This window comes from Sphingobacterium faecium (assembly GCF_003054045.1).
GTDB lineage: Bacteria > Bacteroidota > Bacteroidia > Sphingobacteriales > Sphingobacteriaceae > Sphingobacterium > Sphingobacterium faecium.
Genome location: NZ_QBKH01000005.1, coordinates 289,856 through 302,681, shown reverse-complemented (window position 1 = coordinate 302,681; position 12,826 = coordinate 289,856). Strand labels below are relative to the sequence as shown.

9 protein-coding genes are annotated in these 12,826 nt (G+C 35.7%); 7 read left to right on the top strand and 2 right to left on the bottom strand.

Annotated elements, in window-relative coordinates:
• Positions 1-415 precede the first annotated feature (415 nt).
• Positions 416-1,108, bottom strand: a complete 693-nt coding sequence (locus tag C8N37_RS15450; RefSeq protein WP_108159734.1) for a 3-keto-disaccharide hydrolase — start codon at positions 1,106-1,108, stop codon at positions 416-418.
• A 286-nt stretch (positions 1,109-1,394) separates the two neighbouring features.
• A complete protein-coding gene (locus C8N37_RS15445) occupies positions 1,395-2,009 on the bottom strand; it encodes an MCP four helix bundle domain-containing protein (protein WP_146171084.1) in 615 nt (204 codons plus the stop codon).
• A gap of 559 nt (positions 2,010-2,568) precedes the next feature.
• Between C8N37_RS15445 and C8N37_RS15440 the strand changes: the two genes are divergently transcribed.
• The 7 genes from C8N37_RS15440 to C8N37_RS15410 all read left to right on the top strand — a co-directional run bounded on the left by C8N37_RS15440 (position 2,569) and on the right by C8N37_RS15410 (position 12,806).
• On the top strand, positions 2,569-3,690 hold the full coding sequence (locus C8N37_RS15440) for a vWA domain-containing protein (RefSeq protein WP_108159732.1): 1,122 nt from the start codon (positions 2,569-2,571) through the stop codon (positions 3,688-3,690).
• A 65-nt stretch (positions 3,691-3,755) separates the two neighbouring features.
• Entirely contained in the window at positions 3,756-5,222 is a 1,467-nt protein-coding gene (locus C8N37_RS15435) for a MoxR family ATPase (RefSeq protein WP_108159731.1), read from the top strand.
• Between the two features lie 408 nt (positions 5,223-5,630).
• Positions 5,631-6,377 (top strand): hypothetical protein, encoded by a 747-nt coding sequence (locus C8N37_RS15430; protein WP_108159730.1) that lies wholly within the window; start codon positions 5,631-5,633, stop codon positions 6,375-6,377.
• A 71-nt stretch (positions 6,378-6,448) separates the two neighbouring features.
• Positions 6,449-7,474 (top strand): sensor histidine kinase, encoded by a 1,026-nt coding sequence (locus C8N37_RS15425; protein WP_108159729.1) that lies wholly within the window; start codon positions 6,449-6,451, stop codon positions 7,472-7,474.
• A gap of 1 nt (position 7,475) precedes the next feature.
• Positions 7,476-8,234, top strand: a complete 759-nt coding sequence (locus C8N37_RS15420; RefSeq protein WP_108159728.1) for a LytR/AlgR family response regulator transcription factor — start codon at positions 7,476-7,478, stop codon at positions 8,232-8,234.
• 885 nt (positions 8,235-9,119) lie between these two features.
• Positions 9,120-11,780, top strand: coding sequence for a M14 family metallopeptidase (locus tag C8N37_RS15415; protein ID WP_108159727.1), 2,661 nt, complete (start codon positions 9,120-9,122; stop codon positions 11,778-11,780).
• Between the two features lie 27 nt (positions 11,781-11,807).
• Positions 11,808-12,806, top strand: coding sequence for a TlpA disulfide reductase family protein (locus C8N37_RS15410; RefSeq protein WP_108159726.1), 999 nt, complete (start codon positions 11,808-11,810; stop codon positions 12,804-12,806).
• The last annotated feature ends 20 nt before the right edge of the window (positions 12,807-12,826 follow it).

Genomic DNA, 12,826 nt, shown 5'->3' with positions numbered 1-12,826 from the left:
TCATGATATACGCGAATATATATGGAGATATGTATTATTCAAAACCCCCAATTATGTGTATCAGCATGAATATTTATGCACAAAATTTAATGTTTAAAATCTTCAAGACCATACTAGATTTAGATAGGTATTAATTAATCATTGAAACAATTCATAATAAACGTTCTACATCTATAGAAATACCTTGTTACTTTGAGGGGAAGACCTTTGTTAAGTCAACAAGTTCACAACTAATTAAATCGAAAAACTGAAATAAATCAAGTAGGATTATCTATAACCCATAAAGCCATTCTATTAAGAATGGCTTTGCCTTTTTTACCTTTATTGTGGTTTATTAGCTATTGAAAATGGTGGTCTTGTATAGTAACGTATGAGTACGGTAAAAAACGGAACAATAATCTGTTGCTATTATCATTTATTTAGAAAGATGCGTTATTGGAGTTAGTAAAACCTTTCGGAATTCTACCTCAGCACCTTCAGCTTGGAGTGCAATCTGTCCACTGTTTGCGGTACAGTCGTAACCTTCATTTACAAGGTCGCCATTCACCCATACTTTGATCTTCCGGTCTAAACATTCAATCCTCATCCTATTCCATTCACCAAGTGGTTTTTCCGAATGATCGGTAAGATTCTTAATTCTACGATTTTTACCTTCTGTAATGCCCCATTCAGCTTTGTCACCACGACGCTCAACCATGTTTGGAACTTTAATATCCTCTACAATACACCAAAAGTCTCCTGCATTTTCATGCATCATCTGTACTTCAACAGATTTGGGAAACATTCCATAAAGTGCACGTGGGGTAGAGGCATGTACCAGTACACCACAGTTTCCTGGTTTTCCTGCAAATCGGTATTCGACATCAAGACTATAGTTTTTATACGACTTATCAGTTATAATATGACCATTTGGTGTACCCATGCTGACCAACATGCCATCTCTAACAAGAAAAGGACTTTTTATAGTCTTATTTTTATCCATTTCTGGAACATCGATATGCCAGCCTGTCAAGTCCTTGCCATTGAAAAGACTTTTTGACTGAGCAAATGAAGAAAATGAAAGAGCTAAGCTACTTACAAAAAAAAGAGCTGAAAAATAGAAGTTCATATTTGGTTTAGGTTTGAATAATATCGTTAAACAAACATACATAATAATTTTCATAGGAATAAAATAGAAACATACGTTTTTACTTAGTATTTAGAAAAAACTAAGTACAACAAAATATCAGTTCACAGTCCAAAAAATCGAAGATCTGAGGGTTGCTAAATCTGAACGTAAAATAAGAATTAGTTTTGTTTATAAAAGTCGTTGAAAATGATGTGTTTATATTGAAATCTCGAAATTGGATCTATTTAAAATCCACGAGGTCTGGGGAATGACTTTGGGCTTTCGATTAGTTTAAATTATGATCTTTTGGAACTTTCGCACCCATGTCCACTTTAGCAGAAAATACCAAAATTTGAATTAATACAGCGATAACGATCAGTATCACGATTTCAATGTAAGACATTAACCTACTCGTACTCGTCATGCTCAATACTTCATCTAACTTCACTTTTCCTTCCTCCACTTGAATCGAAGATAAGGTTTCCAAAGTCTGGCGGGCATATTTACTGATTACAATTGCTTGAGCATGATCGGTGGCATTAACATTTTGTGTTATTTGTTGAATATAGATTTTAAATTTATTAAAATTAATATTTTCTTTATCTGTCAGCACTGTTTTTTCATAAAGAGTATTCAGTTGATCGATTTTTTTCAATTCCGAATGAACCTCTTTAGGTGAGAAATTAGCTGCAGATAATAAAATTAGCAATTTCTCCATACGATTAGAAAGTTTGTGAATATAATCACCCACCACCAAGCGGTCCGAATATAAAGACGTCACTGATTCGTTAATTCTTTTGACCAAGTGTTGTTCTTGAATATTGGTCAACATCACCAAACAAAGGACAGAGAAAAACAACATCGCAGCCCTAATTTTATTTTTCACTGTAAAAGTCCACATGGGTCCCATATTAAAAAAAACTGAATAAGAGCAATTTAATAAAAATTAAGCTAAAGAGGAAAATGTAGCTTTTTATACTTAGTTCCTAACACTAAGAACACTTGATTGATGAAGTGCATCTAAAACCTAAGCTTTTTCACAGCTTTAGTAATTCATAAATGTTGACAGACCTAATTTTCAGCTATTCTACTTACTGGATTCCTTTAGTAAACATTTCGAAAAATGTTTACTTTCAAATAGCCTATTTGCCAATCCTTTATCTATTTTTTATCCCAATAATCAGCTCACACTTCAATATCAAAAGATAACTTGGCATTGATCGCTACGTTGACTTCCTTCTTCTAGCATAAAATACATATTCGTCTTGTAAATATGCCTTCAGGGGATTTTACCCCTACAGTAAAAACAGGAGATCAATACCTCTTTCTACAAAAGATTTTCTTTAAATCATTAAAGACCCGATGATTCTTTATAAGGATTATTATTTCGTAAATTCATCCTGAGAAGCTATTCCGATATCAATATGCGAATAGCTTCATCATGCAAATAAAATGAATCCATGAAAAACACTACACGAAATAGGGGTTTTATCTTCAAGCAATATGACGAGCCGTTTCAAACGCCTTTTGACAAATTATTTGATATTTTCAAAGAACTCATTACCCATACCTCCGGTGATTTTGATGAAGCTATTGATTGGCTACGGCAGTTGGACAAAGAGTTTAAATTGACCACTCCAGAATATACCATAGACGATTTCATTGCAGATCTAAAGAATAAAGGATATATCAGAGAAAAATTGGAGCAAGGTGGCGGCGGTGGCGTAGATATAACCTCCAAGTTGGAAAAAGCCCTACGGCAGCATGCATTGGACCAGATTTTTGGAAAAATGCGAAAAGGAAAATCAGGCAATCATAAAACCAATCATCAAGGGCGTAGTGACGAAAATATGGGTGACTTTAGAAGTTATCAATATGGGGACAGCCTAGAGAAAATAGCCTTGACCGAGAGCTTGAAAAATGCCCAGATTAATCATGGCATAGGAGAGTTCGCCTTATCAGAAAATGATCTTGTTGTTGAAGATACGCAGTTCAAGTCACAGATGAGTACAGTGTTGATGATCGATATCAGTCATAGTATGATTCTATATGGGGAAGACCGGATCACACCCGCAAAAAAAGTGGCGATGGCCCTATCAGAGCTCATCTTGACACGTTACCCTAAAGATTCACTGGACATCATTGTCTTTGGTAATGATGCTTGGCCTATAGCGATAAAAGATCTACCATACCTGCAAGTGGGACCATTTCATACCAATACGGTCGCTGGATTGAAATTAGCGATGGAGATACTCAGACGTAAGCGCCATGCAAACAAGCAGATATTTATGATTACAGACGGAAAACCGAGCTGCCTAAACATGCCGGATGGTAGTTATTATAAAAATCCAATGGGTTTGGATCCTTTTATTACCAGTAAGTGCTACAGCATGGCTGCACAAGCACGAAAGCTGGGGATACCCATTACAACCTTTATGATCACATCAGATCCCTATCTACAGCAATTTGTTGACGAATTTACAGCATCAAATCAGGGCAAGGCCTACTACACAGGACTTGGAGATCTCGGAGAAATGATTTTTGAGGATTACGAAGAGAATCGCAGAAAAAGAATACGATAAATAATTACCTGAACGAAAATAGAATATACATTTTGCGCAACATTTGCGCTTTATTAAAAGAACATATGGATTACACGAAGAATACCACATTTGGCGCACTGAAAGCTTCAGGATACAAACCAAAGACAATAAAAGAAGAACTGCGTCAAAATCTGATTACAAAGATAAGCAAAGGCGAAACTGTATTCAATGGAGTATATGGATACGAGGACACTGTTATTCCAGAACTTGAAAGAGCGATACTATCCAAACATAATATTAATTTACTTGGTCTCCGCGGTCAAGCAAAGACACGACTAGCTAGGCTTATGGTTGACCTGTTGGATGAATATGTACCTATGGTACAAGGTTCAGAGATCAATGATGATCCCTTTAGCCCAATATCACGCTATGCGGTTGAACTATTGAAGGAAAAGGGCGATGACACACCGATTGATTGGCTTCATAGAAGTGAACGTTTTGCAGAGAAACTGGCCACACCCGATGTCACGGTAGCGGATTTGATTGGCGATGTAGATCCGATCAAAGCAGCAAATTTGAGATTGAGTTATGCAGACGATCGCGTGATTCATTTTGGCATGATCCCACGAGCCAACCGCTCGATATTTGTTATTAATGAATTGCCCGATCTACAGGCGAGGATCCAGGTAGCGCTTTTCAATATATTGCAAGAAGGAGATGTTCAGATCCGCGGATTTAAATTGCGCCTTCCGCTGGATGTACAGTTTGTCTTCACCGCAAATCCGGAGGATTACACCAATAGAGGAAGTATCGTGACGCCTCTAAAAGATAGAATAGGATCACAGATATTGACGCATTACCCCGAAACAGTGGAGATAGCGAAGACCATTACTGCTCAAGAAGCTAACTTGGAAGCTGCGCAAAAGGAACAAATATATGTTCCTGAACTTGCTCGCGAATTGATTGAGCAGATTAGTTTTGAAGCACGAAATAGCGAATATGTTGACGAGAAAAGTGGTGTCAGCGCACGAATGAGCATTACCGCATTTCAAAACTTATTAAGCACTGCCGAGTTGCGTATGCTCAAAAACAGAGCAGGAGCCACTGCAGTACGATTGAGTGATTTTATGGGTATTATGCCTGCTATAACCGGTAAAGTTGAGCTCGTCTATGAAGGAGAGCAAGAGGGTGCTGCTACCGTTGCGCTGCAGTTGATTGAAAGTGCAGTTAAAAGTCTATTTCTTAGCTTATTTCCTAAAATTGAGAAGTTTGAAAAGGAAAACCAACGCTATCCGTATGACGACATTGTTCGCTGGTTCTCTGAATCGGAGGGTATCGAATTGTCCGATGAACTCCATGATGTAGATTACGAGCGCGTATTGGACCAAGTAACACCTATCCGTACTTTAATACAGCAATACCAGCCGCAAACGAAACCCGAAGATTCCTATTTTCTAACCGAATTCATACTTTGGGGACTGACCCTACATAACAAATTAAGTAAATATAGAGTAGGCAGTGGTCTGCAGTTTCAAGATAAATTTCAAGAATATCTGAGAAACAATTTATAGGGACTTAGTCGTTGCTTTAAGTAAAGACTCACTAACAGTGGAAGAAAAAGTAATTCTGAAACTGCTAGTGAGTTTATTCACTTCACAGTCATGTTTCGCCATCAGTTTTTTCAGCGTATCCACCTTCCCCTTTATTATCCCTAATTCCTTCTCTTATTCACCTTTATCTTCTTAAGCATTTACGTAATTCCTATCATAGAAATTCAGAGAAATCCAGTTCAGAATAATACGATCCATTAAAAGTAAAAAGTTGGAACAGATCATCTCTTTTTATTTAAATAAAGGACGGAATATGGGCATTAAACTTAAATTTTCCTGTACTCATTCACTTTATTCCTGCTTCTATTATTCTATATGAGGTTATCAAATGATCTTGCCCTAGTTTTGTTATACCAAAAAATAAAACAGATGAACAGAGGACTAGCCTTTTTAAGAACATTCGCAATAACGTGCGGAATCGGTATGACTTTATTGACCACTTTGGCATTTAAAAAGTATGGAAATCATAAATTTAATGAAATAGACGTGGAGCGTATTAACATTGTAGAGAAAGATGGTTCCATAAAAATGATCATCACAAATGTGGATAAATTCCCGAATGGTCAAGAAAAAATAAACGGAAAATCAACTAATGTAGATCGAAAAAAACGTTCCGGAATGTTGTTTTTCAACGAGGATGGAATAGAGTGTGGAGGTTTTATATACGATGGAAAAAAATCAGAAAATGGGCATAGTTCAGGTTTATCGCTCACATATGATCAATTTGATGGTGACCAAGTGATGCAACTTTTGACGCAAGATTATCAGAAGGGAGATAAAAGATTTGTGAGTAGTTCTTTGTCATTCAATGATCGACCAGTAAAAGAATCGCAAGCCAAAACGATGGAGATCATGAAAGAATTGGAAGCTCTCCGCAAAAAGGATCCTAAACTGATGCAAGAAAAATATAAATTATATGAAATGGAGGGATTGATCGGTGGTGCCCCGCGCTTAATGCTTGGGAAATCTAGAGAACAAAATAATGGACTATTTCTCTTTGATGATAAAGGTATGCCTAGAGCAATGTTTTATGTTGATAAAAATAATGTAGCAAAGCTAGACTTTTTAGATGAGAAAGGAAATACGATCGATTCGTTTCCGAAAAGAACACCATAGTATCATATGCTTTTCAAATAGTCCTATAGATTTAAAGGACTATTTTTGTAAATTGGGAAATCAAATATATCATGAGAGATTTTCTAATAAAAATAGAGAAAAATAAATATTTTCTAACATTCGTTTTATTATTTGCTTATGCACAGTCCATTCAAACCAGGATCCGGATAAGAGGTGAAATCAATGTTTATATTTTTACACCCGAAGCTGCAATCATGACATGTGTTGCCGCCAGTTTACTATTTTCAATCATCAAGTTTTATATCAGAAACTGGCAGAAATCATCTGTCTTCAGCTTAAGTGAGGTCATCAAAATCTTCAGTGCATCTTTACTAAGTTATGTATTATTGATAAAAGCACTAGGTTATGTGATTGCCTTATTATTTGATACTGTACAACGAAATTTCAATAGCAAGACATTAGCTATTTCTACATTTTCAGATTTTATGGACGGAATAATTTTTGGTAGTTTTTTTCTAGCATATTATTATTATAGTAAAAATAAAAATCATCAACAGGAATTATCCATTTATCATCAGGCACTGCTAGAAAGTAGAATAAGCCAACTTAAGGCGCAGCTTAATCCGCATTTTCTGTTTAATAATTTAAATGTACTTGATCAGTTTATCGAAGAGGACCAACAAAAAGCATCATCATTTTTGAATGAGTTTGCTGAAATTTATCGCTATGTTTTACATGCCTCAGATAGAAAAATCGTGACCATTCATGAAGAATTAATCTTTGCAGAGCAATATTTCAAATTAATACAGCATAAATATGGCAATGCTTATCAACTGAAAATACAGACAGCATCTGGCGCTGGCTATATCTTACCACTCACATTGCAATTACTCATTGAAAATGCCGTTCAGCATAATATAGGAACAGAGGAAAAACCAGTATTCATCACCATAGAAATCACTACAATATGCTCCGTATCCAATACGTTAATTCCGAAACAAAATATGAAATCAAGATCGGGAAGAGCATTGAATAACCTGAAAGAACAATATAAATTATTGACCAATAAACCGATTGAGATCAAAAAAAAGGACGGCAATTTTTCTATTTTTATACCCGTGATATATACACTATAAGATGATAAAAGTACTTATTATAGAAGATGAAATTCCTGCAAGAAAAAAGATAAAAAGGTTGCTAGAAGAACTGAGTACCCCCAACCAAGTATTAGCAGAAATTGATACAGTAGGTACAGCCATTTCCTTCTTAAAAAACAATACTGTGGATTTGATATTCTCGGATATAGAACTGTTGGATGGTAATGCATTTGACATCTATCGTGAGGTTCATCTCAATTGCCCCATTATTTTTACTACAGCTTATGATCAGTTCTGGATGGATGCATTTGACACTAACGGTATCGCATATTTGTTAAAACCATTTTCGAAAGAACGCTTTCAAAAAGCTTGGGATAAATTCTTGTTATTACGAAATACCGAAGATGTGATGATAGAAAGAATTGCAAAGTTAATGGAGCAAAACTTTTTAACAAAAGCCTATAAAAAAAGATTTACCATACGTCTTCATCAGGGAATTTATTTTTTGGACACTGTAAAAATTACCTTTTTTGAAGCCTGCGATGGCGTTTTATTTGCTTATGATATCTTAGGTAAAAAACATGTATTAAGTGAGTCGACTTTAAAAGAAATCGAGGAACAGCTGGATCCTTCAGATTTTTTTAGGATTAACCGCAGCGAACTTATCTGCAAAAAATATGTAGAAAAAATAGAACGCTACAACAAAAATTCATTAGCGGTAAAACTACAAGGACATCAAGAATATCTTAAAACCAGCCAAACTATGACAGCAGCTTTCCGAAGTTGGATAGAAGATTAAGCTGATCTAATCAGTTTAAGATTATTTTCCATTGTTTATTTGATAATATAGGCCTATTCTTTATTATCTTATCTATTTTAAAAACGACAGAAGAATAGCATACTAAAAAGTAGTGTAAAAATGCGTAGGTGCAGCATGCTTTTTTTATCTTAAACGCTTTGATTTAAGTTAAGGATACACCATTCAAATAGGAAGAACACCACAGCTATAAATAGAAAAATACTATGATTCTAATCGCATTTGAATGGATTGAATCAAAGCCATATTGTTCATCATAATAGATCGCGATCACCTCATTTATCTCCACATCCAATTCATATTATTTAAAACAAATTAAGAAATGATGATCCTTAAATGCTTGATTCACTAGAACAGGCAGAATTGAATTTAAAACATGTTATTTTTTCAGACATGATAGGTACTGAAAAAATAAAGTATAAACATCCTTGAAGATGATAAGTTAATAGGTTGATTATGAGTTTTTAATAGGTGTTTGTGTAATGGATAGTATGCGATATAGAATCAATTTTTAAGCACAAACTAGTTCGATCAAAATAAAAAAATAAAAAAGACTACCATTTAGGTAGTATTTATTGCAAACATATATTATATTTGTAACCAAATCGTTTATCAATTGGCGTTGGCGACGAAACTACCTAACAAAAACTAAGTTCTAATGAAACAACAACATTTAACATTTGCCTCCATTCATGAAGTTAAAAACATTCGATTACCCATTATTCCACATCGAATGCGCTAGTGCGCTTAAATATTTTCTTCTATCCTAAATCAACAAAAAGAGAAAGTTTTTTCTTGATGTCCACTATGGAACAAGTGCAACATTTGTACTTGTAAGTATTTACCTATTTAAACAAATCTATCTACATGAAAAAATACAGCGTATTTTTACAGGGCCTACTTTTGCTTTTTTTTCTTAGCAGTGGCAATCTTTTTTCCTATGCTCAAGTAACCACAACACCCAAATTACTTCAAAAAGGTGCCGCCTCCTTAAACTTAGAAAAAGATTATTATTTTCTATCACAGAGCCGTTTTTCAGCAGACATTCCTGCACCAAGTCAATTTTTTAATCGGCAAATAGGCCATAGCCATACACGTTACGACCAGTTGCTTGATTACTTTAGACTCCTTGAGCGAATATCAGATCGTGTCAAAGTTGATACTATTGGTTATACCTGGGAGGGACGACCTTTGATCGTTTTAAAAGTATCTTCTCCAGAAAACATTCGTAATAGTGAACAAATACGAGATCAGCACATCAAAAACGTTAAGCTGGCAAAAGATAATTTACCAGTTAATAATAAGCAACAAACAGGATTAATATTTTTAGGCTTTAGCGTACACGGTAATGAAACATCGGCTGCCGAAGCTTCTATTTTGACAGCCTATTATTTGGCAGCATCAGAGGATCCGAAAGTTTTAGATCAGCTTTCCAAAGCGATATTCTTTATAGATCCGGTTCGTAATCCAGATGGTTACGATCGTTATGTAAACTGGGTCAATGCCAATACATCATTTCCGCCCAATGGTAATCCCTTGGATCGAGAACATAATGAAGTATGGCCTGGTGGGCGAACAAATCACTATTGGTTTGATCTCAATCGTGATTGGATCAATCAAGTGCATCCAGAGAGTAAGGCGCGTGTACATTATTTTCAACATTGGTTACCTCATTTTCAAGGTGATTTCCACGAAATGGGTGCATCTTCCTCTTTCTTTTTTGAACCTACAAAATCAGATGCCCAAGAGTCACCTCTTGTACCCAAATCAACTTACGCGCTTAATTACAAATTTGCAAACTACTATGCACAGACACTGGATGAAATAGGTTCATTTTATTTCACCAAAGAACAGTTTGATAATATCAATCCCACATATGGATCCACTTATCCCGATCATGTCGGAAGCCTAGGAATCTTATTTGAGCAAGCAAGTCCACGTGGACTCTTTCAGGTAACAAATAATGGTGATTTAACGTATCCTTTTGCTATTCGCAACCACTTTAGAATAGCCTTGGCAAGTATTAATGCCGCAATAGACCATCGCGTTGAGCTTCAAGAAAATCAATTTAACTTCTTCCGATCAGCGTTTGAATTAGCCTCAAAAGACCCGATCAAAGCCTACATCGTAGATCTGAAATACAACAATCGTACAGGAAATCATTTCAAAGAGTTGCTAACGCAACATCAAATCCAATTTATTGATAATAAAAGAGACATAAAGGTGGATGGAAAAGATTTCGAAAAAGGATCGTCTATTCTTATTCCTACTGCTCAGGCAAACTACCGTCTCGTCAAGGTTATATTCGATGAAACCAAAGTGTATGTGGACAGTGTTTTCTATGATGGTTCTGGTAACTCTATTGCTTATCTCTATGGTTTTCCTTATGCAGGAGTAAAACAAGAACTGGACAAAAAAGAGACTGATCATACTGTTGACCCAACCATATCTGCATCCACATTGATAAAGAGTAATTATGCTTACCTCGTTGATTGGCGACAAGACGGAGCACCTTGGTTGTTATCTCAATTGTTGCAACAGAATATCCTCGTAAAATCTTCCACTAGTCCATTTGAGGTCGTTAATCAAGGTCAAGCATTTACTTTTGATTATGGTAGTTTATTGATTCCAGTCAATGGTCAGACGATTTCTGCTGATGAATTATTTGCGTTGCTACAAGATCTAAACAAAAGAGGGAATCTGAATATTACAGCATCTTCAACGGGCTATAGTGCAAAAGGAATTGATTTTGGAAGTAGCGCATTTAAAGCTCTTCGATCCCAAAACACATTGCTTTTAACTGGAAATGGTCTAAGTGCCTACGAAGCAGGTGAAGTATGGTATGCATTTGAGCGCCAATTAGAACAACCCATCTTGCGGCTGAATATCGAACAGTTTAATCGTGTGAATTTAGAAGAATATCAAGTACTCGTATTGGTCAGTGGGGAGTATTCGGCATTACATGTTTCGGCAGTAGAGCGCATTCAGAATTGGGTGAGAAATGGAGGGACATTAATTGCACTAGGGCGTGCAGGACAGTGGCTTGCCAATCAGAAAATTGCAAACTTCAAATTTCTCGATGAACGTGTTGAAGAAAAAGATAATAAACTCAAAAAAGCGAAAGAGCGCTTCGAATATGCTTCCGCACAGTCAAGAGAAGGAACGAAACGTATAGGTGGTACCTATTTTAATACAGAAATCGATCTTACACATCCTATTGGTTATGGTTATACGCAAAAAAATAAAGCTGTTTATAGAAGTCATAACATCTTTATAGAATTAGGTGATCAGCCTTACAACAATGTTTCTGTTTATAGTAAATCACCCTTATTAAATGGATATGCTTCGATTGACAATCAAAAGAAACTTGAAGGGACAGCTAGTATTATTGTAGAAAATAGTGGAAATGGACGTATTGTATACTTCGTTGATGATCCGTTGTTCAGAGGTATTTCTTTTGGCAACGCCCGAAGTTTCTTTAATGCAGTGCTCCTCGGACAGATGCTTCAATCAGGAGTAAGAAGATAATAAAACAACTTATAAATAAATAAAAACATGAAAAACAAACACACATTACTTGTCGTGTTGATGCTACTTCTTGTAGGACAGGCATCGGCACAAAAAATAACATCATTGCGTTTAACAGGAAAAGTAAATAGCCTTAAAGAAGGTAAAATATATATTCAGCGATACGACAATAAACTCTTTAAGACAATTGATTCAACTCTGATAAAGAATGGAAGATTTAGTTTCACAACAAAAGTTGAACTTCCAGAACTATACGCATTGAAGTTTAATGAAGAAAGCTATCCTATACAGCTTTTCTTAGAGGATACTCCGATAGAAGTTATTATTCAATCTGCAGAGAAAGGTGATCGTGCCGTAATCAAAGGATCAAGAGCACAAGCTTATTTTGAAAAATCAAGTAAAGAACAGCGTGGACTTACAGCAAAACAATTTATTGAGGCCGATCCAAAATCAATCGTTGCAGCATATGCTCTGTTTCGCAATTATTCTTACAATTTATCCCCCGATGAGATCGAGGAGCATATTAATTTATTGGATGTTTCTTTACAGCAAACGCAATATGTTCGCATCTTAAAAGATTTAATTGTAAAGCAACGTGCGGTTCTACCTGGTAATAAAGCATTAGATTTTGTTTCTACTGATTCGGAAGGAAACAAAGTTCGCTTTAGTGAGCATTTAGGTAAGGGATATGTCTTTTTAGATTTCTGGGCTGCTTGGTGTGGACCTTGTCGCCGAGAGAACCCCAATATCGTAGCCGCATTTCAAAAGTATAAAGATAAAGGATTTCAAATATTTGGGGTTTCACTTGATAAGAAAAAAGAAGACTGGTTGAAAGCGATCAAAGATGATGGTCTGAATTGGACACAGGTATCTGATCTTGCATATTGGGACAGCGAAGCTACAGCACTGTACGGAGTGCGCTTTATTCCAAGCAATTTTCTTATTGATGAAAATGGTGTTATCGTGGCCCGAAACATTCGAGGAGAAGCTTTGCAGCAAAAATTGAAGGAATTATATGGAGAGTAATGTATTGATTAAAAAATATT